This is a genomic window from Sphaerotilus sp. (assembly GCF_031429695.1).
Classification (GTDB): Bacteria; Pseudomonadota; Gammaproteobacteria; order Burkholderiales; family Burkholderiaceae_C; genus Sphaerotilus.
Genome location: NZ_JANPAB010000017.1, coordinates 16,128 through 39,181 on the forward strand (window position 1 = coordinate 16,128; position 23,054 = coordinate 39,181).

18 protein-coding genes are annotated in these 23,054 nt (G+C 67.8%); 10 read left to right on the forward strand and 8 right to left on the reverse strand.

Going from position 1 to position 23,054, the window contains the following annotated elements:
- Window positions 1–312: 312 nt before the first annotated feature.
- A complete protein-coding gene (locus tag RMP06_RS03805; protein WP_310460452.1) occupies window positions 313–984 on the reverse strand; it encodes a phosphatase PAP2 family protein in 672 nt (223 codons plus the stop codon).
- Window positions 981–2,633, reverse strand: coding sequence for a phosphoethanolamine transferase (locus tag RMP06_RS03810; RefSeq protein WP_310460453.1), 1,653 nt, complete (start codon window positions 2,631–2,633; stop codon window positions 981–983). Before RMP06_RS03810 ends, RMP06_RS03805 begins: the two co-directional genes overlap by 4 nt.
- 88 nt (window positions 2,634–2,721) lie before the next feature.
- Here RMP06_RS03810 and RMP06_RS03815 point away from each other — a divergent pair, with 88 nt between their 5' ends.
- Entirely contained in the window at window positions 2,722–3,936 is a 1,215-nt protein-coding gene (locus tag RMP06_RS03815) for a 6-phosphofructokinase (protein ID WP_310460454.1), read from the forward strand.
- Between the two features lie 9 nt (window positions 3,937–3,945).
- On the opposite strand, the gene RMP06_RS03820 is transcribed toward RMP06_RS03815, so the two are convergent.
- Window positions 3,946–4,590, reverse strand: a complete 645-nt coding sequence (locus RMP06_RS03820) for an FMN-binding negative transcriptional regulator (protein WP_310460455.1) — start codon at window positions 4,588–4,590, stop codon at window positions 3,946–3,948.
- A gap of 118 nt (window positions 4,591–4,708) precedes the next feature.
- On the opposite strand from RMP06_RS03820, the gene RMP06_RS03825 reads away from it, so the two are divergent.
- Entirely contained in the window at window positions 4,709–5,428 is a 720-nt protein-coding gene (locus RMP06_RS03825) for a DUF4197 domain-containing protein (RefSeq protein ID WP_310460456.1), read from the forward strand.
- Window positions 5,429–5,455: 27 nt separating this feature from the next.
- Here RMP06_RS03825 and RMP06_RS03830 read toward each other — a convergent pair whose 3' ends face one another.
- Window positions 5,456–5,959 (reverse strand): TlpA family protein disulfide reductase, encoded by a 504-nt coding sequence (locus RMP06_RS03830; RefSeq protein WP_310460457.1) that lies wholly within the window; start codon window positions 5,957–5,959, stop codon window positions 5,456–5,458.
- 233 nt (window positions 5,960–6,192) lie between these two features.
- Here RMP06_RS03830 and RMP06_RS03835 point away from each other — a divergent pair, with 233 nt between their 5' ends.
- Window positions 6,193–6,423: a hypothetical protein gene (locus tag RMP06_RS03835; protein ID WP_310460458.1), complete on the forward strand. Its 231-nt coding sequence runs from the start codon at window positions 6,193–6,195 to the stop codon at window positions 6,421–6,423.
- Between the two features lie 173 nt (window positions 6,424–6,596).
- Window positions 6,597–8,048, forward strand: coding sequence for an Asp-tRNA(Asn)/Glu-tRNA(Gln) amidotransferase subunit GatB (gene gatB, locus RMP06_RS03840; protein WP_310460459.1), 1,452 nt, complete (start codon window positions 6,597–6,599; stop codon window positions 8,046–8,048).
- On the opposite strand, the gene RMP06_RS03845 is transcribed toward gatB, so the two are convergent.
- Together RMP06_RS03845 and pyrE are read right to left on the reverse strand one after the other, a co-directional pair.
- The gene (locus RMP06_RS03845) at window positions 8,014–8,661 is read right to left on the reverse strand and encodes a DUF4124 domain-containing protein (protein ID WP_310460460.1); all 648 of its coding nucleotides are present in this window, start codon (window positions 8,659–8,661) and stop codon (window positions 8,014–8,016) included. The genes gatB and RMP06_RS03845 overlap by 35 nt on opposite strands.
- Window positions 8,658–9,350, reverse strand: a complete 693-nt coding sequence (pyrE, locus tag RMP06_RS03850; protein WP_310460545.1) for an orotate phosphoribosyltransferase — start codon at window positions 9,348–9,350, stop codon at window positions 8,658–8,660. Before pyrE ends, RMP06_RS03845 begins: the two co-directional genes overlap by 4 nt.
- A 27-nt stretch (window positions 9,351–9,377) precedes the next feature.
- Between pyrE and RMP06_RS03855 the strand changes: the two genes are divergently transcribed.
- Window positions 9,378–10,181, forward strand: coding sequence for an exodeoxyribonuclease III (locus tag RMP06_RS03855; protein WP_310460461.1), 804 nt, complete (start codon window positions 9,378–9,380; stop codon window positions 10,179–10,181).
- 139 nt (window positions 10,182–10,320) lie between these two features.
- On the opposite strand, the gene RMP06_RS03860 is transcribed toward RMP06_RS03855, so the two are convergent.
- On the reverse strand, window positions 10,321–13,530 hold the full coding sequence (locus RMP06_RS03860; protein ID WP_310460462.1) for a hypothetical protein: 3,210 nt from the start codon (window positions 13,528–13,530) through the stop codon (window positions 10,321–10,323).
- 174 nt (window positions 13,531–13,704) lie between these two features.
- On the opposite strand from RMP06_RS03860, the gene RMP06_RS03865 reads away from it, so the two are divergent.
- Window positions 13,705–14,625, forward strand: a complete 921-nt coding sequence (locus tag RMP06_RS03865; RefSeq protein WP_310460463.1) for a class I SAM-dependent methyltransferase — start codon at window positions 13,705–13,707, stop codon at window positions 14,623–14,625.
- On the opposite strand, the gene RMP06_RS03870 is transcribed toward RMP06_RS03865, so the two are convergent.
- A complete protein-coding gene (locus RMP06_RS03870) occupies window positions 14,610–15,191 on the reverse strand; it encodes a D-Ala-D-Ala carboxypeptidase family metallohydrolase (RefSeq protein ID WP_310460464.1) in 582 nt (193 codons plus the stop codon). The genes RMP06_RS03865 and RMP06_RS03870 overlap by 16 nt on opposite strands.
- Window positions 15,192–15,313: 122 nt before the next feature.
- Between RMP06_RS03870 and gloA2 the strand changes: the two genes are divergently transcribed.
- From gloA2 to RMP06_RS03890, 4 genes are all read left to right on the forward strand, one after another.
- On the forward strand, window positions 15,314–15,712 hold the full coding sequence (gene gloA2, locus RMP06_RS03875) for an SMU1112c/YaeR family gloxylase I-like metalloprotein (RefSeq protein WP_310460465.1): 399 nt from the start codon (window positions 15,314–15,316) through the stop codon (window positions 15,710–15,712).
- Window positions 15,713–15,844: 132 nt separating this feature from the next.
- On the forward strand, window positions 15,845–18,682 hold the full coding sequence (locus tag RMP06_RS03880; protein ID WP_310460466.1) for a bifunctional glycoside hydrolase/polysaccharide deacetylase family protein: 2,838 nt from the start codon (window positions 15,845–15,847) through the stop codon (window positions 18,680–18,682).
- Window positions 18,669–22,475, forward strand: a complete 3,807-nt coding sequence (locus tag RMP06_RS03885) for a tetratricopeptide repeat protein (RefSeq protein WP_310460467.1) — start codon at window positions 18,669–18,671, stop codon at window positions 22,473–22,475. The genes RMP06_RS03880 and RMP06_RS03885 overlap by 14 nt, the downstream gene beginning before the upstream one ends.
- Before the next feature lie 34 nt (window positions 22,476–22,509).
- Window positions 22,510–23,049, forward strand: a complete 540-nt coding sequence (locus tag RMP06_RS03890) for a penicillin-binding protein activator LpoB (protein ID WP_310460468.1) — start codon at window positions 22,510–22,512, stop codon at window positions 23,047–23,049.
- Window positions 23,050–23,054: the final 5 nt, after the last annotated feature.

Consider the following 23,054-nt stretch of genomic DNA (forward strand, 5'->3'; position numbering starts at 1 on the left):
CGCACCGTCCAATCGCTGCGCAACCTCAGTCGCTCGCGACAGCGCCAGCGGCCGTTGCGGCGTCCGCGCGGCCGCGAGCCACCGGGGGTCGATCCTCCCGACCACTGACACCGCCGCGATGGACTGCAGCCGGTGCCCCCGCAAGGGAGCGCCGGCTTCGGCACGTCTGTACCCCTGTGAGCGGACCAAAAACGCCCGCAGGACAAGCCAAAACCAGAAAGCCAGCACTTACTTTGGATGAAGCGCCCTCCCCTGCCCCGGGCGGTGCTGCAGCGGTGACTTACGGCCCGAACAACTGGTGGAACGCGCGGCTTACCGCGGTAAGTCGGGTGCAGTGGCCCGCCACACACCCTGTCCGGCCCAGCAGACCCCCCAGCAAAACCACGCGGTCCACAGCGTATGGCTCGGGTAGTGCGCGCCACGCACCAGTTGCGCCAGACCGAACAGCGTCCCCAGCACCAGCACGCCGGCCAGCCAGCTGCGTGCGAGGTCCAGCCGGCAGGACCGCAGCACGAAGTAGCCACTCAGGAAAGCAAACGCCCCCGCCGCATGGCCGGACGGAAAGCAGCGCCCCGGCCCGCCGTCACCGACGCCCCAGCGCCAGTGCGGGACGTACTGCGCCAGGCCGCCGAACTCGGCCAGATCCCACGGGCAGCTCGTCAGGCTCACCCGCTTGATCGCCGGCACCAGCAGCACCGCCGCCAGCGTCACCAGCACCCAGCCGACCCGCTCGCGCCGTGTCAGCCCCGCGAACGCCGGCAGCGGCTGCCAGATGCCGGCCACCAGCCCCAGCAGCACGGCCCACGCCAGCCAGCGTCCGCCCTCGTGCATCAGACCGCTGGTCCACCAGGACGCGCGCAGCGCAAACCCAGTGGGTGACCCGAACCACCGCACCACTGCCAGGTCCGCGCCCGTCAGATCCCAGCCGATCAGCAGCAGCAACCCGGCCACCAGCCAGGCCAGATCCCGCCGCCAGCCGGTCATGGCGCGGCCTTGCGGCAGCCGCGCAGGAGATCCCAGTCCGGCGCATAGAGGGCCGTGCGCACATCGGCCAGGCCGAGCACGGTGTGGAACAGGTGGTCGTGCGCAGCCGGCTGCGCGGCGCGGCGGCGCAGGCAGTCGGTGTCGAGACCGGTCGCCTGTGCCATGCCCTCGGAGAACCACATCACCATCGGCACCTGCTTCTGCACGTCGGGTGCGATGGCATAAGGCAGGCCGTGCAGGAACAGGTTGGCCTCGCCCAGCGACTCGCCGTGGTCGGACACGTAGACCACCGCACTGTCCACCGTCGCCGCCCGCGCCTGCAACTGCCCGATCAGCGTGGCCAGCACATGGTCGGTGTAGAGCAACGCGTTGTCGTAGGCATTGACGATCTCGGCCGGCGAACACTGGCGCAGATCGTCCTGCGTGCAGGCGGGCTGGAACTTGGCGAAGGCCTCCGGGTAGCGGCGAAAGTAGGACGGGCCGTGGTTGCCGAGCTGGTGCATCACGAGCACCTGCGTGCCCTTGGCCTGCGCCAGCCGCTCGTCGAGACCCTGCAGGAGCGCCTCGTCGAGGCAGCGGCCATCGGCGCACAGGCCAGGCGGGTTCAGCTTCAGCACCTCTTCGCTGGGCAGGCCCTCGCACACGCCCTTGCAGCCCGACTGGTTGTCACGCCACAGCACGCCCACACCCGCGCGGTGCAGCACGTGCAGCAGCGACTCGCTGCCGCGGATGGCCGCCTCGTCGTAGTCACGCCGCCCGACCGGCGCGAACAGGCAGGGCACCGACACCTCGGTGTTCGTGCCGCAGCTCGTCACCTGGCGGAAGTTCACCAGCGCGGGAATCTTCGCCAGCTCCGGCGTCGTCTGGCGCGCGTAGCCGTTCAGGCCCCAGTTGGCCGCACGGGCCGTCTCGCCGACGACAACCACCAGCACAGCCGGCCGCGTGCGCGCCTGCAGTTGTGGCCCTGGCTGGGCGTCGAGACCGATCGGCTGACGCGGCTTGGCGGCGCCTTTCAGATCGGCGGCCACCACGCTGCCGGCCGACCACAGCACATTGGTCGGCGTGATCAGGTAGCGGATCTCCTTGTGGTTGCGCATCAGCGACGAGAAGGGCTGGAACACCGCCAGCACCGTGCCCACGAGCACCAGCACACCACCGCCGATCCACAGCAGCCGCAGCCCGAGCGCACGGCCGAACGTCCGCTCGCGCAGGCGCACGCCCCACAGCAGCGCGATCGGCAGCGCCGCCTGCAGCAACAGCCGCCCGGCGAAACCGAGGCTCAGCAGCTCGCGTGCCTCGCCCACGTCGGTGCGCAGCGCGTTGCGCAGCATCGACGGATCCAGATAGACCCCGAACGCCTGCATGAAATGCGTCGACCCCGCCGCCACGACCAGCAGCACCGCCACCAGCGGCTTGAGCAGCCGCCCATGGCACAGCAGCGCCAGCACCACGAAGTTCAGCGCCAGCAGGCCGACGAACAGCGCCGCGGCAAAGCCCCAGGCACCGGGGTCGCTCCAGGCGCGCCCCTGCAGCGCGGCGGTGAAGAAGGGCTGGTGGCAGGTCAGCGCCCACAGCAGGCTCACCGCGAACAGCACCCACTCACTGGGCACACCGACGGGACGGGAACGGAAGGAGGCGGCACGGGACATGGCGGGATTGTCCCTGAGCGATCTGGGGCCTCGACGTAGGATGATCCCGGTCCATGCCCGAACACGTTCGCCCAAGGAAGCTCCTCACATGAATCCCGCCAAGATCCTGGTCGCCCAAGGGGGCGGTCCGACTGCCGTCATCAACCAGTCGCTCGTCGGCGTCGTGCTTGAAGCGCGCCGGCACCGCGGCGTCGAGTGTGTCTACGGCGCGCGCCACGGCGTGCGCGGCATCGTCAACGAAGACCTCGTGGACCTGATGCAGGAGACCAGCCACAACCTGGAACTGGTCGCCGCCACGCCGTCGTCCGCGCTCGGCTCGACCCGCGACAAACCGGACGAAGCCTATTGCCGCGAGATCTTCAAGGTGCTGCAGGCCCACGAGATCGGCCAGTTCTTCTACATCGGCGGCAACGATTCGTCCGACACCGTGCGCATCGTCAGCGAGCAGGCGCAGGCGGCGAACTACGCGCTGCGCTGCATCCACATCCCCAAGACCATCGACAACGACCTCGTCGGCAACGACCACACGCCGGGATTCCCGAGCGCGGCACGCTTCGTGGCGCAGGCGTTTGCTGGCGCGAATCTGGACAACGCCGCGCTGCCGGGCATCTACGTCGGTGTGGTGATGGGGCGCCACGCCGGTTTCCTGACCGCGGCCTCCGCCCTCGGCAAGAAGTTCGACGACGACGGCCCGCACCTGATCTACGTGCCGGAACGCACCTTCGACATCGAGAAGTTCCTGGCCGACGTGAAGGCCACCTACGACCGCCTCGGCCGCTGCGTCATCGCCGTCAGCGAAGGCATCCACGACGCGGCCGGCGCGCCGATCATCACCACGCTGGCCAAGGACATGGAGTTCGACGCCCACGGCAACATCCAGCTCTCCGGCACCGGGGCACTGGCCGATCTGCTGTGCGAGGAGATCAAGCAGAAACTGGGCATCAAGCGCGTGCGCGGCGACACCTTCGGCTACCTGCAGCGCAGCTTCATCGGCTGCGTCAGCGACGTGGACCAGCGCGAGGCCCGCGAGGTGGGCGAGAAGGCCGTGCAGTACGCGATGTGGGGCGGGCGCGATGGCTCGGTGGCGATCCAGCGCGCCGGTTATTACGCCGCGGACTACAAGCTGCTGCCACTGGAGGCCGTCGCCGGCAAGACCCGCACGATGGAGGACGCGTTCCTCAGCGCCAGCGGCACCGACGTGACCGATGCATTCCGGATGTACCTGCGGCCGCTGCTGGGCTCGGGCATGCCGGATGCATTCCGGCTGCGGCCGAATCCGGTGGCGAAGGTGCTGGGGCGCTGAGCCTGTCGATCAGTTATCCACAGCCCTGTTATCCACAAGCCGGGCCATCGCCGCGGCCTCGTCACCGCCTGCGGCGTGCAACCCCGCCGCCACGCCCGCGCGGTTGGCGGCCGGGTGGTTCTGGCTGACTTTCCACTTGCCTTCCAACTTGTCCACAGCGATCTCGATGCAGACGATCGCCTTCAGCATGGCGTCCACGTAGTCGGCCGGCGCGTCCTCGACCGACCAGGGGCGGGCCTGTTTCGCCTCGTGCGCCTGGGTCAGGCGGGTGACGATGGCCCGCGCCGCCACCGGGTTATCCACAGCCCGCAGCCGACCGCGCGCCTGCACCATCACGTAGTTCCACGTCGGCACGACCTTGCCGGTTTCCGCCTTGGTCGCGTACCAGCCCGGACTGATGTACGCCTGCGGCCCCTGGAACACCACCAGCACCTCGGCGTGCTCGGGCGAAGTTTTCCACAGGGGATTGGCACGCGCCACATGGCCCACGAGTTGTCCACAGGTGCCGTCTCCAGAGGCCTCCAGCAGGAAGGGAATCGTGTTCGCTTCCAGCCCGCCCGGCCCGTGGGTGATCAACAGGCCGAGCGGGTGTTGCCGGATCAGCGCGTGCAGCACCTCGGGCCGTGATTCGATGAAATGCGCGGGTTGGTACATCGTCTTTCCCAAGGTTATCCAGAAACTTATCCACAGGCCGGAGGGCATGACACCCTGTCCGCGCAGAGTAGCATTCCCGCGTTATCCACCTGATTCGACCAACCCCAAGGAGACCCGCATGACCCTCGACGCGCACACCGCCTTCCCCGTGAACGCGGCCCGACGCCTGGCCTTGCTCCGCGCCGCAGCGCTGCTCGGCAGCACGGCCGCACTGCCCGGCTGGGCGCTGACCGAACTCGACGCGACGCAGGGCCTGCGTGCGGCGCTGGAGCGCGGCGCCGGCTCGGCGGTGAGCCTGCTCGGGCGCGATGGGGGCTTCCTGAACAACCCCCTGGTGCGCATCGCGCTGCCGGATTGGCTGAACCAGGGCGCCAAGCTGCTGCGCACCTTTGGTCAGGGCGCGAAGATCGACGCACTGGAAACCGCGATGAACCGCGCCGCCGAGCAGGCCGTGCCCGCCGCCAAGCCGCTGCTGGTGAACGCGGTGAAGTCGATGTCGGTGCAGGACGCCACCCAGATCCTGCGCGGTGGCGACACCTCGGTCACCGACTTCTTCGCCGAACGCACCCGTACGCCCATGGGAGAGCAGTTCCTGCCCATCGTCACCACCGCGACCGAAAAGGTCTCGCTGGCCCAGAAGTACAACGCCATCGCCAGCAAGGCCAAGACCTTCGGGCTCATCAACGACCAGCAGGCCAGCATCCAGCAGTACGTGACCGGCAAGGCGCTGGACGGGCTTTACCGGATGATCGGCGAGGAAGAGAAAAAGATCCGGCAGGATCCGATCGGGACGGGCAGCAAGATCCTGCAGTCGGTGTTCGGGGCGCTCAAGGGTTGAGCGGGCCCAGGGCGAAGCGCGGAACGGTCACGCCGATTCCGCCAGCAGCTTCTCCAGCAGCGCATGCAACTGCGCAAAATCCGGCTCGCCCACATACCGCTGGACGATCTCGCCCTTCTTGTTGAGCACGAAGGTCGTCGGTGTGAGCTGCACCTGGCCGAACTTCTTCGCCATCTCGCCAGTGGTGTCCATCGTCACGCGGAACGGCAGCTTGCGCGTCTCGGTGAAGTTCATCACATAGGCGGGCGGGTCGTAGGCCATCGCGATCGACAGCGTCTCGAAGCCGCGGGCCTGGTACTTCTGGTGCGTCTCGATCAGGTGCGGCATTTCCTTGACGCAGGTCGTGCAACTCGTGGCCCAGAAGTTGACCAGCACCACCTTGCCGCGCAGCGCGTCGCTGCTCTGTTTCGTGCCGTCGAGCAGGGTGTACTGGACGGTGGGCGCCATTTCCTTGCCGCCCACGACCAGCGTGGTAGCCAGCCCGACGGCGACCAGGACTGCAGCGGCAATGGCAACACGGACGATGTTCATGGTGGTCGATTCGGCAGGTCAGGGGGAGTCGCACAGTGTAAGCACGGTGCCTGTCGACACCGGATCCCACTGTGCAGCAACAGGGTATTCGCGGCGATGCCGGACGGGGGCGCGGACCCACATTCGTTCATTTCGGTCACGACCCGGTCAACCCGTGCCCCGGCCATGGCGTTGAACCAGGACCGCAAGGTACTGAATTGCTCTCCATAACCAGACCCCGAAGGACACTCGCCATGAAGACTCTGATTGCCGCACTCGCCGCCTCCCTGATCTCGTTCGGCGCACTGGCTGCCGACGCTGCACCCACCGCCGCTCCGGCCGCCTCGGGCGCTGCGATGACCAAGCCGCACGCCAAGATGCAGCAGCACAAGAAGGCCCCGATGAAGCACGACATGAAGCACGCCGCCAAGCCGGCTGGCGCCGCTTCCGGCCCGGCCGCCGCCGCACCGGCTGCCAGCAAGTAAACCGCCACCCGCGGCCACGCGCCGCGGAAACGGACCCTGGGCTCCCTCGTGGAGCCCTTGTCACGTCTGGCCGCGGCACAGGCCATGGCGCGGGCTTCGGCGCAATGCCGTAGCATTTCCGTTTTGCGCGCGCCGACACCCTGCCGGTGCGCCTGCCCGGAAGCCTCTGCCCCATGACCGCATCCCTCCTCGTGCGCGGCTACGAAGTCGTGATCGGCTTCGAGACCCACGCCCAGCTCTCGACCCAATCGAAGATCTTCTCCGGCGCCCCGACCCGCTTCGGCGCCGAGCCAAACACCCAGGCCTGCGCGGTCGATCTGGCACTGCCCGGCTCGCTGCCGGTGATGAACCGCGGCGCGGTCGAGCGCGCGATCCAGTTCGGGCTGTCGGTGAACGCCACCATCGCGCCAATGTCGATCTTCGCGCGCAAGAACTACTTCTATCCCGACCTGCCCAAGGGCTACCAGATCAGCCAGTACGAGATTCCGGTCGTGCAGGGCGGCGTGGTCGAGTTCTTCGTCGATGGCGAGCTGTTCCGGCTCAACCTGACCCGCGCCCACCTGGAGGAAGACGCCGGCAAGTCCGTGCATGAAAACCTCCACGGCATGACCGGCATCGACCTGAACCGCGCCGGCACGCCGCTGCTGGAAATCGTCACCGAGCCGGAGCTGCGCTCGTCGAAGCAGGCGGTGGAATACGCCAAGGCGCTCCACACGCTGGTGGTCTGGCTGGGCATGTGCGACGGCAACATGCAGGAAGGCTCCTTCCGCTGCGACGCCAACGTGTCGGTGCGCCGGCCGGGGGCGCCGTTCGGCACGCGCCGCGAGATCAAGAACCTCAACAGCTTCCGCTTCCTGCAGCAGGCCATCGACTACGAGATCCAGTGGCAGATCGACCAGATCGAGGACGGCTTCGAGATCGTGCAGGCCACCGTGCTGTTCGACCCGGACAGCGGCGAGACGCGGATGATGCGCACCAAGGAAGACGCGCACGACTACCGCTACTTCCCCGACCCGGACCTGCCGCCGCTGGTGATCGCACCGGAGTGGATCGAGCGCGTGCGCGCCGAGTTGCCCGAGCTGCCTGGCGCGCTGGCCGCACGCCTGCAGCGCGAGCAGGGCCTGCCCGCCTGCGACGCGGCGATGATGACCACCAGCCGTGCGACTGCCGCCTACTTCGAGGCCGCCAATGCCCTCTGCGGCCAGCCCAAGCTGGTCGCCAACTGGATCATGGGCGAGATCAGCAAGCGCCTGAACGCCGATGGTGGGGACATCGCCTCGGCGCCCGTGTCACCGGCGACGCTCGGTGCGCTGATCCACCGCATCCAGGACAGCACCCTCTCCAACAACGCGGCCCGCCAGGTCTTCGAGGCGCTGTGGACCGGTGACGGCTCGGACGTGGACGCGGTCATTGAAGCCAAGGGCCTCAAGCAGATGAACGATACCGGCGCGCTCGACGCCATCCTCGACGAGGTCATGGCCGCCAACGCCAAGTCGGTCGAGGACTACCGCGCGGGCAAGGAAAAGGCCTTCGGCGCGCTGGTCGGCCAGGCGATGAAAGCGACCAAGGGCAAGGCCAACCCGGCCCAGGTCAACGCGCTGCTGAAGAAGAAGCTGACAGGCTGAAGCTGCCCGGCGCGGCGCCGGCCCACAGGCGCTTCAGGCGCGTCAGTTCCTGGTCGTAGCTGGTGTTGATGCGCTTGATCTCGGCCAGATGGTTCTGGCCCGCGTCCTGCTGGGCCTGCAGCGTGACCTGGTTCTGGCCGAACTTGTTCTTCAGATCACGCGGCAGCTCACGGCCCTTGAAGAACTCGGCCTCCTCCTGCAAGCGCTTCTGACCGTGCGCCAGCTCGGCCAGGCGGCGCTCGGTGGCCGCCAGCGCCGTGTTCAGCGGCTCCAGTGCGGCCTTGCGGGCACGCTGGTGGCGCGCCTCGTCCGGATAGCGGCTCAGCAGGTTGCGGTCGAGCCGGATCGCGTCGCGCTGGGCCGACGCGGCGGCCATTTCCTGGCGCAACCGCTCCTCGTGCGACGCCCGTTCCTCGGCGGTCATCGCTGGCGGCACCACCTGCTTCACCGATCCGTCCGTGTTGCGCAGCTCCTGGCTGCGGTCCAGGCACTCGGCGATCGGCCGGTCCGAGGTGATGCGCTGGCCCTTGGCACTGACGCAGGTGTAGATGTTGGCCGCCTGCGCCGACAGGCTGAGCACGGCCAGCGCCACCGGCAGCAGGGCCGGGCTCACGGCTGGACTCCGTAACGCTCGCGGTAGGCCTGCACCGCCGACAGGCTGCTGCTCAGGCGCGGGTCGCTCTGGCCCTGCAGATAGGCGAGCAGGTCCGTGAGGGTGGCGATGGCCACCACCGACAGGCCCAGTTCACGCTGCACGAACTGCACGGCCGAATGCGGTGCATCGACACCGTGTTCGCTGGCTTTCTCCTGGCGGTCCAGCGCGATCGTGACCCCACACGGCGTGGCGCCTGCAGCCTGGATCATCCGGATGGATTCGCGCACCGAGGTGCCCGCCGAGATCACGTCGTCGATGATGAGCACGCGGCCCTGCACCGGGGCGCCGACCAGCGTGCCGCCCTCACCGTGGTCCTTGGCTTCCTTGCGGTTGTAGGCGTAGGGCACGTTCTTGCCCAGACGTGCCAGCTCGATCGAGACCGCAGCGGCCAGCGTGATGCCCTTGTAGGCCGGGCCGAACAGCATGTCGAATTCGAGCCCTGAAGCCACCAGCCGCTGTGCATAGAATTGCGCCAGACGGCCCAGCTTGGCGCCGTCGTCGAAGAGACCGGCATTGAAGAAGTAGGGCGACAGCCGCCCGGCCTTGGTCTTGAACTCGCCGAAGCGCAACACGCCGGCATCGACCGCGAAGGCCACGAAATCCTGGGCAAGAGCGTCGGTGCGGGGGGAGCTTGCGTCTTGGGTCATCTGCATGGACGATAAAAAGGGTCTGGTATGCGACTGGTCAGCCTCAACCTCAACGGCATCCGTTCCGCCTCCAGCAAGGGCTTGCTGGCGTGGGTCGAATCCTTGCAAGCCGATTGTATGGGGGTGCAGGAAGTGAAGGCCCAGGCCCAAGACCTGAGCCCGTCCCACACCATCCTGGACGGGATGCGCGGGCATTTTCATTTTGCGCAGAAAAAAGGCTACTCCGGCGTAGGGATGTACACCCGGCACACCCCGTCCGAGGTGATCACCGGCATCGGTGTGCCGGAGTTCGACGACGAGGGCCGCTACGTCGAAGTCCGCCACGACACCCCTGAGCGCAAGCTCTCGGTCATCAGCTGCTACTTCCCCAGCGGCTCCTCCAGCGACGAACGCCAGCAGGCCAAGTTCCGTTTCATCGACCGGATCTACCCGCACTTGATGGCGCTGAAGGCCGAGCGCGAGTTCATCCTGGTCGGGGACGTGAACATCGCCCACCGGGAAGCCGACCTGAAGAACTGGAAGGGCAACCGGAAGAACAGCGGGTTCCTGCCCGAGGAGCGGGCGTGGATGACGCGGCTGCTCGACCCGGCCGAGACGGGCGGCGGCGGGCTGGTCGACGTCTACCGCCTGCTGCACCCCGACACCACCGACGAGTGCTACACGTGGTGGAGCAACCGCGGGCAGGCGCGGGCGAAGAACGTGGGGTGGCGGATCGACTACCACCTCGCGACGCCGGGGGTGGCGGCGCTGGCGCGCAGTGCGCACATCTACAAGGGGCAGTGGTTCAGTGACCATGCGCCGTTGACGGTGGATTACGACGTTCAGATTTGAGTTGGTAAGCTTGCTGGACGTCGCTGGCGGCGTGCGACCGGCAGCGGTCATTTGGAAGCGCACGACTCGCAGCGTCAAGGCAGCCATCGCGAGGCTGGAGACTCGGACTTCGCGCGAAAAACGGTCTGCCTTGAGGCAATCAATTCGACACCCGATCACACGTAGGACGCTTGGTGGTCCGTCGACGGTTGCTGTCGTCGCGCCAGGCAACGTAGCTTGCGCGCGCTGCGGGGTCGGCCGCCTGGAGAGTCTCTTCGAGCGACTCTTGGCTCTTGGCCGGCTCCCATCTGATCGTTGGCTGCTTGGCGACGAAGGGCCTCGTCTCCTTCGCCAGCTTCAGTAGTTGTCCGAGAGGAAAGTCCTTGCCAAGGCCACCGGCAAGGGCAGTTCGAAAGAATCGTTGCAACAGAATGAAGTCTTCGAGTGGCAGCATGAAGTCGTCATAGGACGGGCTGTTCAGATTCATTTTCAGGTAGCCCGGAAGCGTTTCTGCAACTTGCATCCGAAGAGCTTGAAGCGCCTCGGCAGGGAAGTCCATCGCGCTTGCCGTGGACTCGTCACGCGTGTCGTCCTTCGTATTTGGCTTCCTCAGCGAAAACGTCGTGTGCACCCAGAGGTCGACGTTGTCCAGCCTGTTGCTTGAATGCTGCATCCATGCAAAGTCGGATCCCTTCGGAGCACTCCGCTCACGAAACTGGGAGGTATGGTCTTCGGGGTACCAGTAGGCCGGCGGGAGGTCACTTCCTTTGGCCTTGTCACAGAGGCAATCGGCCATACCAGCCATCGGCGATTGCTGACAAGCCTGCGCGGTCCGCAGTACCTTTGTGGATCCGGGGAGTTTCTTCTCCTCAGCGGAGATGAATGCGTTCAGTTGATTCGAAAGCGCAGGGGAAAACCGCACGTTTCCAAGTTTTCGTTGGATCACCAGCCTATCGATCTCCGCCTTCGGACATGCAGCTTGTTCCGGAAGGCTCGATACCGCCGCGGTGAGTTCAACCACCGACCGCCAGCGATCCATCTGAACCCGATCGATGCCCAGCGTCATTTTCAGCAACGTTGGAATGCGCTCTCCTTCCCTGGGAAAACTGAAGGTATCGATGAGTCGATCGGCCTCAACAACGCGACATCCTAGCGGCGTGTCCGCAAGCACCGGGTGAAGGTAGGTCAGTCGCCCAACCACTTGCCCGTCCCCACCAGTGATCGTGGTGGCAATGACGCGCCGGTCTGACGCATAACGCAAGGCCTGGTTCACGACGCCCGCGTCGTAGGTGCCAAGTTCAATCCACTTGCCACTTTGCTGTACGGCAAGATTCACCGAAGTGGCGCTGGCACCTTCGGCCGGTTTGATGGACCAGCGAATTTGGCTCACGTCGAGTCCGGTCGTCTTGGTGTCCTGCCCGATCAAAACGCCTCGGACCCTGAAGCTTCGGGACGCGAGGTGAAAGTTCGTTGCCCGTGACTGCGCGAATGTCCTTGTCGGCGGAGCGTGGGTTTTTGCGCCGGCGCTACCGCGGCCATTGGCGTGTTCTCCACTCGGGCCACCACCACCTGCACTAGGGGCGTCCTTCGGGAATAGCTGCTCATATCCGCCCATCTGCTCCATGAGTGCGGCTCTCATTTCGGGCTCGTGAAGCGCCGCCACTTTGTCTGCTACAGCGCGGGCAATCCTCGTGTCGCGCTCTGCGTCGACACCACGAGTCCAGCCGTGCCCCTCTGACGCGATGAGATCTGCCACAAAACGACGAGAGTTCGCAGATGCTTCGAACTCGAATTGCTGCGCCGTCGCCGCTCGCACTGCAGGGCGCGCCGCGTCGATGATCGAGTCGGTAACCCAAGTTTTCGCCCAGGACTGCGACCACGTCTTGACAGCCTCCTTGCCGAAGTCTTTGACGAGCTTCTGGCTCTGCTTGCCGAGCTCGGTGGCTGGTTGGACGTCTGCCGCGCTGAAGGCGTCATCGAGGATCTGCGCGATGAGTTTGCCCTGCGCGTCCAGTGGTGCCATCGGGGTTGCGTACCGCGCTTCGAGCTGGTTTGCCCATTGGGAGAAGTGACTCGGATTCTTCTGCTTCATCCGATCAAGTGCGGGCTTCACATCGCGCTCGATCTGCTCCTTCGCAGCGTTGATGCCTGGCGTGTCATCGAGTTTTTTGGCAAGGGAGTCCGCTGCCTCGCGACGGACTTTCGTCGCCGAGTCCGAATCGGGTGATGCCAGCAAGTGCTCGTCGTTCAGAGCCGCCCGGACGTACTCGGCTTGGCTCGAATCGACCCTGTCAACCTGCACGACGTGGGCCAGCACACCACTGTGGGTCATTTGTTCGACAGCTACACGCGCAACCAGTCGGGCCGCGGACTGGGCAGTATGGATGGTTGTCGGTGGAGGCGTCTGAGGGTCCGCAGCGGCGGTAGGCTTCGGTGGCGGCGCCTTCGTTATGGCGTCGTCTAACTCTCTCTGGGCTTGCTGGTTGACCGCATTGATGCGCAGGCTGTTCAGCGCCAGATGCAAGCTGTCTGCCAGTGGCTCGGCACTCCACCCGATCAGCGAGAGCACGATGAGCGCCGTGGTGACGTGGGACAACGGTTTCTTCACGAGCCCCAGATCCTTGGCGAAACGGTCGCTGCTGATGACGTGCAGGAGACGCTGCCAGCGGGACTTCGGCTGCGCCGCTTCATCCTGGGTTGGCGTCGCGACAGCCTCCTCGAACTGCATGTTCTTGCGTGCGATCTCGATGGCAAGGATCGAGAGCAACTCCGACGCCTCGTGCTGGAGCTGGGACTTGACGGGCTCGCTGAGTTGCGCAATTTCATCGCCTCGATCGGCGGCAACCAGCCGTCCGATGACCTCGTCGAATTTCTGAACAACCGGCTCAAGCTCCGGATCCTTGCGGGCTGCCTCGCGCATCTCCGGATCTTGCTGGAGCGACGCGTAGGCCTCCTGCGCCTTTGCAGACCAGACTTGCGAGACTCTTTGCCGCGCGCTTTTCGCCGCCAAGTACAGAGCGCCAATTGCGCCAAGAAACGCGACGGCGCCAAGCACCATCCCATACTGTTCACCAACGCGCTTCAGCCCGGCGTGAACGGACGATGCGGCGAGAATGACCGCCTGGGGGAAAACGCTCGAGGTACTGGCTAACAGGCCTGACAACAGGACCAGAGCCATCACCACAGAGATCATCAGCGCAGCCACGGCCGCCAAGTCTCGTACCTTCTCGAATACCACAAGGGCACCGGCGCGAGCCAGCTTCCCGCGCATATCGAGAGTTTTCCAGCGGTCCTTGCTCACTGGCAGGAGCCAGAAATGGCATAGCGCCCATAGCCCAACCGAAATAAACCAGACGGATACTGGACTCATGACGTTCTCCCAACTAGGCGCAGTGATCTCGATACGCAACGACACGCAAGTGTAGGAACCAGAGCACGTTGTGTCGTCCTCAGATCTGCGGAAGGAAAGAAGGCACGCTCGCTGTTGAACAAGCAACCACTGCCAGAATCCGCAGCCCCGCTGACAAGACATTGCCCAACGCCTGTGACTCCCCTGCTGAACACCATCGCGTCGCTGCCCCTGCCGACCGACGCCGCGCGCCTCTTCCACGGCCGCGGCGGCCTGCACGCCGGCTGCGAGCACTGGACGCTCGATTGCTACCCGCCCGTCTGGGTGCTGACCAGCTTCCAGCCGGTCACGGAGGAGGCGCTGGCCACCATCGGCGCAGCACTGGCCGCCCGCTGGGAACAGCTGGCGCCGGGGCAGCCGCTGAACTGGGTCTTCCAGTGCCGCCACGAGGGCCGCTCCGACACCCGGCTGATGGCCGGCAGCGTGCCCGAGCCGCACGCGGTGAGCGAGGACGGCACGCGCTACCTGGTCCACGTGCTGCGCGGCCAGAACCACGGCCTGTTCCTCGACATGGCCGAGGGCCGGCGCTGGGTGCGGGCGCTGGCCGCCGAGCGGCCGCGCCTCAAGGTGCTGAACCTGTTCGCCTACACCTGCGCCTTCTCGGTGGTGGCGCTGCAGGCCGGCGCCCGCCAGGTCGTCAACGTCGACATGAGCCACGGGGCGCTCGCCATCGGTCAGCAGAACCACCGGCTCAACGGCGTGGCAACCGGCGCCAGCTTCCTGCCGCACGACATCTTCAGCTCCTGGGGCAAGATCAACCGCAGCGGTCCCTACGACCTCGTGGTCGTCGATCCGCCCAGCTACCAGAAGGGCAGTTTCGTCGCCGGCAAGGACTACGCACGGCTGCTGCGCCGCCTGCCGGACCTGCTCGCACCGGGTGGACAGGCCTTGCTGTGCCTGAACGCGCCCGAGCTGGGCACCGACTTCCTGACCGAGCCGATGCACACGCTGGCGCCCGAGCTGACCTTCGTGCAGCGCCTGCCGAACCCGGCGGCGTTCGCGGACGTGTCGACAGAGCGGTCGCTGAAGGTGCTGGTCTATCAGGCGCCGGGCTGAGGCGCCGCCTTGGCCTTGCGCGTGCGGCGCACCGGCTCGTCGCGGAGTTCGGTGTAGTCGGGCTCCACCAGCGGGCCGCGCGTGCGGGGCTCGGACAGCGCCAGCGCCTCGGCCGCCGTGAGCCGCGGGTAGGTCACCTTGCCGTCGGCGCTGAACTTGCCGAGCAGGATCTCGCCCTTGTTGGCGCCCGCCGCGTGCGAGACATGCACCCACTTCGCTGCGCCGTTCACCTCGTAGATGATCTGGTCGAAGGGCAGCTTGAGCCGGATCACCAGCTGGAACAGGTCAAGCACCGCGGTGCCGGGTGACTGCAGATCCGCGGCCTCGCCGGTCAGGTGCTGGCTCTTGGCCGCGCCCTTGACGCGCCGGTTCAGCGCCGGGCCGCGGTAGCCCGACGTCACCTTGATCGGCTGGCCGAGCGCGTCGCGCAAGGGGTCGAGCACGGTGGTGCACAGCGCCCGCAACGAGGCGATCTCGGCGGCGGTCGGCTGGTTGTCGATGTGCTCGGCCTGGGCGGTCGTCGACGCGGTCAGCTCCTCCAGCGTGAAGTGGCGGGACAGGTTCATGCGCGGCTCCTCGGTTGCAGCCACTGTAGGACGCCGCCCGGCCGACCGGGCATTCGCCGAGGCAATCCCTCCATCAAACGAATGACGCCGAGGCCCGGTGCCGGTGCTGTAGGGTTCCGGCCATGACCCTGCTGCGCATCCACCACGTCGCCCTCATCGCCTCCGACTACGAGCGCTCCCGCCACTTCTACGTCGATCTGCTCGGCCTGCAGGTGCTCGCCGAGCACTACCGCGCGGCGCGCCAGTCCTGGAAACTCGACCTCGCGCTGCCGGATGGCTCGCAGCTGGAGCTGTTCTCCTTCCCGGCGCCACCGCCGCGGCCCTCGCGCCCGGAAGCCTGCGGGCTGCGGCACCTGGCCTTCTCGGTGCACGACGTCGCTGCGTGGAAAGCCCGGCTGGAGGCGCAGGGCATCGCCGTCGAAGACATCCGGCTCGACGAGTTCACCGGCCACCGCTTCGTGTTTTTCGCCGATCCGGATGGGCTGCCGCTGGAGCTGTACGAAAGCGCGCCGGCCACCTGAACCGGGGCTTGAGGACGCGCATTCGTAATGCACCGCCAATATTTGGTAGCACTTGTTATGCAATATTAGTGAATGGTGCCAAGAATCACCTTGACTTTTTGCATAAATACCAATCTTGGAGGATTGAGTCCGGTGAACCTCTCAGTCTGTCATGGATGGGGGCGTGCCTGGCCATGCGCCGGCTTACGCCGGTCGTGGCTGGCGAGCCTGCTGGCGGTGATCGGCCTGTGGCTGGCAGGCCATCCGGTGGCGCTGGCTGCTGTGGCAGGACCAAGCGTGGCCTTGCACTACGGCGCCAAGCCGCCCTGGACCGAGCTGTCGGCCTTCGACTGGGTGGTGCTGGAGCCTGGTCACCACGGTGACATCTCCGCACGCGCCGCGGCCGCACCGCAGACCCGCTTCATGGCCTACCTGTCGGTGGGCGAGGTCACCCGCCAACATCCGCAGCACGCCAGCATCCCCGCCGCCTGGCTGATCGGCAGCAACAAGACCTGGAACAGCGCGGTGATCGACCAGCGCGCACCCGAATGGGCGGCGTGGTTCGTCGAGCATGTGGCCCGCCCGCAATGGGACCGCGGCTACCGCGGTTTCTTCCTCGACACGCTCGACTCCTACCAGCTCGTGGCGAAGACCCCCGAGGAACGCGCCGCGCAGGAGGCCGGGCTGGTGCGTGTGGTCAAGGCCCTGAAGACCGCGTTCCCGCAGGCCAAACTGATCGCCAACCGCGGCTTCGACCTCCTGCCGCAGGTGGCGCAGGACATCGACATGGTCGCCGCCGAGTCGCTCTACCGCGGCTGGGACCAGGCGACGATGCGCTACCGGGCGGTCAGCGATCCGGACCGCACCTGGCTGCTCGGCAAGCTCGACGCAGTGCGTACGCAGCACCGTCTGCCGGTGCTGGCCATCGACTACGTGGCGCCCGCCGAACGGGCGCTGGCCCGCGAAACCGCCCAGCGCATCCGCTCGCACGGCTATGTGCCCTGGGTGACGACGCCGGAGCTGGACGCGATGGGCGTGGGTTCGATCGAGGTGCTGCCGCGGCGGCTCCTCATCCTGCACGACGCGACCGTCGGCACCGCCACGGCAGAGCTGACCTACGCCGGCGCTCTGCGCTTTCTCGGCACGCCGGCCTATTACCTCGGGCTGGTGCCGGAGTTCATCAACCCCGACGAGCGCGAGTTGCCGCCGGTGCGGGCCGGTGAAGTCGCCGGCATCGTCACCCAGTTCATGGTCGACAAGCCTCGGCCGGCGATGGCCACATGGCTGCGCAGCGCCATCGCAGCGGGCGTGAAGGTGGTCGCCTTTGGACAGCCGGGCCTGAGCGACCCGGCTGCGCTGCGCGACACCTATGGTCTGCAGCGCAGCCAGAGCGACACGCCGGCGGCGGCGCCGGTCGTCTTCAGCAAGAAAGACCCCGCCATCGGCTTCGAGATCATGCCGATCCCCGGCAAGCTCGACTTCAGCGCGCTGACGGCACCCGCCGGCTCCGAGCTGTTGCTGCAGGCGCGCGACGGCCGTGGCGCGCTGATGGACGCGGTCGCTTACACGCCCTGGGGCGGCTATGCACTGACCGGTTACGACGTGGTGCGGCTGCCCGCCGGCGAGGACGCCTACCGCTGGGTGATCGACCCGATCGCCTTCCTGCGGCGCGCGCTGGTGCTGCCCGCCATGCCGGTGCCGGACACGACGACCGAAACCGGCCGGCGCCTGCTGCTGGTCCACATCGACGGCGACGGCTTCGCCAACCGCAGCGATCTGGTGCGCGCCCCGCTGGCCAGCGAGGTGCTGCTGCGCGACGTGCTGCAGCGCTACCGGCTGCCCACCGCGATGTCGATCATCGAGGGCGAGACCTCGCCGCAGGGCCTCTATCCGAAGCTGTCGGCCGAGATGGAGGGCATCGCGCGGCGCATGTTCGCGCTGCCCCACGTCGAGGTCGCCTCGCACACCTACTCGCACCCCTTCACCTGGAGCGAAGTCGAAAAGGGTGCCTTCGGCAAGGGCTACGCGCTGGAGTTGCCCGGCTACCGCTTCGACGCCGAGCGCGAGATCCAGGGCTCGATCCAGTACATCCAGACCCGGCTCGCTCCGGTGGGCAAGCCCGTGGTGCTGCTGCAGTGGAGCGGCGACACCAACCCGAACGAGGCCACGCTGGCGGCGCTGGCCAAGTCCGGCGTGCTGGCCATCAACGGCGGCGAGACGATCACGACCAACGCGTTGACGTCGATGACCCATGTCGCGCCGCTGGGCATCCAGAAGGGTCCGTTCTTCCAGGTCTACGCGCCCAACCAGAACGAGAACGTCTACACCAACCACTTCACCGGCCCGCTCTACGGCTACGAGCGCGTGATCGAGACCTACCAGCTCACCGAGCGGCCCTACCGCCTGAAGCCAGTCAACATCTACTACCACACGTATTCGGCTTCGCGGCGCGCCTCGCTGGAGGCCCTGCACCGGGTCTACCGCTGGGCGCTGGCACAGCCGCTCCACCCGGTCTATACCTCGGACTACGTGCGCAAGGCGATGAACTACGAACAGATCGTCATCGCCCGCAGCGACAGCGGTTTCCTGGTCCGCGGTGCCGGCCCCTTGCGCGAGCTGCGGGCACCCCGCTCGATGGGCGTGCCGCAGATCCAGGGCAGCCGCGGTCTGGCCGGCTTCACGGCCGGCGACCAGGAGCAATACCTCCACCTGAGTGACAGCGAGGCCTGGCTGGCCTTCGCCCCCAACGCCGACAACGCCGCCCATCTGGTCGACGCCAATGCGCGCGTCGTCTCCATGGAACGCACCGCCACCGGTACCCGCCTGCAGCTGCAGAGCCATGTGCCGCTGCGGATGGCGATCCGCCATCCAACCGGTTGTGCCGTCACGCTGGGAGGGCGGCGCCTGACGCCGTCCAGCAGCACCGACGGCGTTCACCTCTACGCCAGCGACAAAGATGGAACAGAAACGCTCACGATTGGTTGCCCCTGACGCGACGGGACTGCGCGCACGCATCCTGTCCACGGGCGGCCTGCTCGTGGTGGCGGCGATGGTGCTGGTGCTGCTCGCCATGCTGTATCCGCGCCAGCAGCTGATCGAGCGCCTGCGGGCCGAGCCGCGCAACGACGAACTCAGCGTCAGCTACCTCGCCAACCTGCTCTCCAGCGAGCCGGACAACGACGAGTTGCGCATCCTGCTGGCCGAGCGCCATTTCTCGCTCGGCCAGACCGACCGCACCGAAACCACGCTGGAGCCGATGCTGCGCAAGGCCATCGCCAGCGAAGACACGCGCCAGCGCCTGTACCGCCTGACCTACCGGCTGCTGGAGCAGCGCGCCAATGCCGCCACCCCCGGCAGCGCGTCGGCGCTGGCCCTGCGCCAGCAGCTGATCGAGGCGCTGGAAGCCCGCCTCGCGATGGACTGGACCACGCCGCAGCTGCTGGAATTCGCCCGCAAGGCCACCGCGCTGGAACAGCTCGCCCTGGCCCAGCGTTTCCACGCCCTGATCCGCTTCGACAGCGAAGGCGACCAGGCCCCGTGGTTCGAGGAAGCCGTGCGCACGGCGATCTGGGCGCAGGACTACACCGGCGCCGCCACACTGCACCTGCGTGCGCTGCAGATCAGCCCGGCGCTGGAGCGCAAGCGGCTGCACCTGCGCGAGGCGCTGCGCATCCTGCAGTCCGGCAATCTGCTGGACAAGGCGCTCGCCGTTGCCGGGGACCACGCCGAGACCGTCGGCGACGACCGCGTGCTGCTGGACTTCCTGACCCGGCTGTCGCTGGCCGCCAACCGCCCGGTCGAGGCCCAGGGCTACGCCAAGCGCCTGCTGCAGATGAGCGCATTGCCCTTGCCTGCCCCCGTTCGTTGGCTCGCCCGTGCGGTGGACCTGCTGGTGTCACCCGCGCAGGCCGCCGAGCCGCTGCCGCAGGCGGCCAGTCCGGCCGCCTCGGCCGCTGGCGCACCCGCTGCGGGGGATCCGCGGCTGCCCTTCGACGACGGTGCGTACCTGCTCGCCTTCCAGACCTTCCTGGCCAACCGCAACCAGACCGACGCCTGGCGGGTCGCGGCCTCGGCTGTCCGGCAGGCGCCAGCGAACGTCGCCTGGCGCGAGCGGCTGGCGCAGGTGAGCGAGTGGGTGGGCAAGCCCGAGGAGGCACTGGACCACTGGCGCACCCTGGCCACGCTGACGGCCGGGCCGGGTGGTGACCGCGCCACGCTGGAACGGGCGCTGCAGTCGGTGCTGCGGCTGGCGCCCAGCCTCAACGACGACGAGGTGATGCTGTCGACGTGGATCCAGATCGGCACCCTGCGCAAGCTGTCGGTCACCGAGACGCTGGGCATCGTGGCACTGACCGAGCGCCTGGGTCGGCCAGAAGAGGGCATGCAGTGGCTGGTCGACAGCGACCGCCGCCAGCCCGACCGCCGGCTGCTGGAAACCCGGGTCGATCTGGCCGAGCGCATGGGCGATCTGCCCGCCGCCATCGACGCGCTGCGCCAGCTCATCCAGCGTGACGGCGCCACCGTGCCGCGCGCGATGCGGCTGGCGAAGATGCACGGCGTGCGCGGCGAGCCAGCGCTGGCTTATGCGGCCCTGGCCCCGCTGACCGGCAGCGTGCCGGAAACCGATCTCGACTACTGGCGCCTGCTGGGGAATCTGGCCTGGACCCTGCAGATCGAATCGCAGGCGCTGACCGCCCTCACGGTCACCACCCGCCAGGGGGAACTCGACCCGATCGAGGCCGACCGCCTGCTGCAGCTGCTGCGCACCCGCCATCCGCAGGAGGCCGCGCGGTTCGCCGAAACCGCCTGGCGCAAGCTGCAACAGCCGTCCTATCTGGTCAGCGCGCTCGACCTGTGGTGGAACGCCCGGGAGATGCCGGAACTCGACCGCCTGTTCGGCAGCCTCGACGCCGAGACCGAGCGGACGATGGCCTCGGAGTCCTACTTCTGGCTGCTGCGCTCCCAGTGGCACCAGGCGCGCAACGAGATGCCGGCGGCCCTGGCGGACATGCGCCGCGCACTGGCGGCGGCGCCCGACCAGGTCGACACCCGGGTCGCCTACCTGTTCATGCTGATCGACGCCGGCGCCAGGGGCGAACTGCAACGCATGCTGTCCGGCTGGCACGAACAGGCCACACGGAACCAGGCCTACGACCCCGCCTATGCCGCGGGCTACATGGTGCTGGACCAGCCACACCAGGCGCTGCCGTTCTGGCGCCGCCAGGCCCCGCTGCACCTGAACGATCCGATGTGGGCGTCCGGCTACGCCGATGTGCTCGAAGCCACCGACATGCTGCGGTCAGCGCAGCAGGTCCGGCTGCAGGCGCTGGCACTGACCCGCCAGCGGCTGAACGACCCGGCACTGCGCGACAAGATTCCGCCGGACTTGCTGCAGTCGCTGCAGCTGCAACTGGCCCGACTCGATCTGGCCACGGCGCATGGCGACGAGCAGTTGCGCGCCATCACCCTGCTCGCCGGTCCGCAGGGCTTGCTGGCCCATCCGGCGGTGACCCCGGCCAACCGCGCCGCTGCGCTGGAGCTGGTGCTGGGCTGGATGCTCTCGACCGAACAGCACGACCAGGCCCGGCTGTGGCTCTGGCGCCGCTATGCCAACACCGTCAGCAAACCGGACTGGGCCGAGATGAGTCTGGCGCTGCACGACGGCGACCTCGCCCGCATCAGCGAGCGGTTCAACCGCCCGGACGCGGACCGCCTGCCCGAAGGGCTGCGCATCGAGGCCCTGCAGGCGCTCGGCCACACCGCGCGCGCCCAGACCCTGCGCATCGCCCTGCTGCAGCGCCACGACGACGACGGCCAGCACGAGGCCTACACCGACACCGCGTGGAGCCAGTCGCGCCGGGTCGAGTACGGCGTCGACCTCGGCCGCGACGCGCTGCAGGCCAACCGCCAGTCGCTGGCGCTGTGGCTGCCGCTGTCGGACACGCTGCGGCTGCGCGTTGGCGCGGAGCAGTCCAGCCAGCGGGCCGGCATTTCGCGCAGCACGGGCACGCCGGAACTCGGCCTCATTGCCACGCAGGACCGCGCGCTCTCGGCGCTGCTGCAGTTCCAGCCGGACCGCGCGCTGCTGGTGGAAGCCTCGCTCGGCCAGCGTTCGGCCGAGCGCTCGTTCGGGACCGGCACGCTGTCCGCCACCGTGCAGCCCACCTCGAGGCTGCAACTGCGCGCCGATCTGGGCTTCAATGCCCGCGCCACCGACACCGCGCCGCTGTCGGTCGCCGGTCGCCAGCAGGAAGCCCGCCTGACCGGTGACCTGCGCCTGTCGCTGACCAACCCGGTGCGCGTCACGTTGCGCACGGCGCAGCTCGACCTGCAGAGCGGCGAACGCCTGGGCTCGGCGCTGGGGCTGGACTGGGAAGTCGGTCAGGTGCTGCGCGGCGCCACGCCCGACCTGAGCGTGCGCGCCTTCGGCAGCTACACCCGCTACAGCCGCACCGGCAGCCCGCTGCCCGGCTGGACGGCCCGCCTCACCCCCGACGGCAGCCAGCCGGAGGCGGCGTTCTTCGTGCCCGACAGCTTCGCGCTGCACGGCGTGGGGCTGAGCGCCGGCCTGGCCGCACGCGATGCGTATTCCCGCGCCTGGCGCCCCTTCCTCGACCTGAGCCTGACGCACCACAGCCGTCTCGGCGCGGGCTATGGCGTCACGGTCGGCGCCGCCGGTCGGGTGCTGGGCAGCGACCAGCTGCTGGTCCAGTTCAGCACCTCGAAGTCGGGCACCGGCAGCGATGCCCGTGCGCTGGGGCTGCGCTACGTACTTCCGTTCTGACGATTTGACGTTCTGACTCCGCAAGGACTCCACCATGCACAAGACCACGCACCTCCTGAAAACCCTGTTCCTGATGCTGGTGGCACTGGCCGCAGCCGGCTGCTCCGTGATGGACCGCAGCCGCACCACCGCCCAGCTCGACGCCGGCGCCAAGTGGGTCATCCTGCCGATCGCCAACCACACCGAGACGCCGCAGGCCGGCCTGCGCGCCGAGGTGATCCTCGAATCACTGATGCGCCAGCGCGGCGTGCAGACGCTGGTGCGCGCCCCGGCGCTGCCGGCTGGCGACTTGATGGTCGACCTGCCCGACCGCAAGGTGCAGCAGGACGCGCAACGCTGGGCCACCGAGCAGGGTGTGCGCTACGCCATGACCGGCGCGGTGGACGAGTGGCGCTACAAGGTCGGCGTGGACGGCGAGCCGGCCGTCGGCCTGGTGCTGCAGGTGATCGACCTGGGCACGGGCAACGTCGTCTGGACCGCCACCGGCGCCAGGTCCGGCTGGAGCCGCGAGGCGCTGTCCGCCGTGGGCCAGAAGCTCATGCGCGACCTGCTCGGCGACCTCTCGCTGCGCTGAACCCC

Excerpts from the sequence above, each read along its gene's own strand:
- RMP06_RS03805 (WP_310460452.1), bottom strand. The coding sequence starts at position 984 with ATGACCGGCTGGCGGCGGGATCTGGCCTGGCTGGTGGCCGGGTTGCTG.
- RMP06_RS03810 (WP_310460453.1), bottom strand. The coding sequence starts at position 2,633 with ATGTCCCGTGCCGCCTCCTTCCGTTCCCGTCCCGTCGGTGTGCCCAGT.
- RMP06_RS03815 (WP_310460454.1), top strand. The coding sequence starts at position 2,722 with ATGAATCCCGCCAAGATCCTGGTCGCCCAAGGGGGCGGTCCGACTGCC.
- RMP06_RS03820 (WP_310460455.1), bottom strand. The coding sequence starts at position 4,590 with ATGTACCAACCCGCGCATTTCATCGAATCACGGCCCGAGGTGCTGCAC.
- RMP06_RS03825 (WP_310460456.1), top strand. The coding sequence starts at position 4,709 with ATGACCCTCGACGCGCACACCGCCTTCCCCGTGAACGCGGCCCGACGC.
- RMP06_RS03830 (WP_310460457.1), bottom strand. The coding sequence starts at position 5,959 with ATGAACATCGTCCGTGTTGCCATTGCCGCTGCAGTCCTGGTCGCCGTC.
- RMP06_RS03835 (WP_310460458.1), top strand. The coding sequence starts at position 6,193 with ATGAAGACTCTGATTGCCGCACTCGCCGCCTCCCTGATCTCGTTCGGC.
- gatB (WP_310460459.1), top strand. The coding sequence starts at position 6,597 with ATGACCGCATCCCTCCTCGTGCGCGGCTACGAAGTCGTGATCGGCTTC.
- pyrE (WP_310460545.1), bottom strand. The coding sequence starts at position 9,350 with ATGACCCAAGACGCAAGCTCCCCCCGCACCGACGCTCTTGCCCAGGAT.
- RMP06_RS03855 (WP_310460461.1), top strand. The coding sequence starts at position 9,378 with ATGCGACTGGTCAGCCTCAACCTCAACGGCATCCGTTCCGCCTCCAGC.
- RMP06_RS03860 (WP_310460462.1), bottom strand. The coding sequence starts at position 13,530 with ATGAGTCCAGTATCCGTCTGGTTTATTTCGGTTGGGCTATGGGCGCTA.
- RMP06_RS03870 (WP_310460464.1), bottom strand. The coding sequence starts at position 15,191 with ATGAACCTGTCCCGCCACTTCACGCTGGAGGAGCTGACCGCGTCGACG.
- gloA2 (WP_310460465.1), top strand. The coding sequence starts at position 15,314 with ATGACCCTGCTGCGCATCCACCACGTCGCCCTCATCGCCTCCGACTAC.
- RMP06_RS03890 (WP_310460468.1), top strand. The coding sequence starts at position 22,510 with ATGCACAAGACCACGCACCTCCTGAAAACCCTGTTCCTGATGCTGGTG.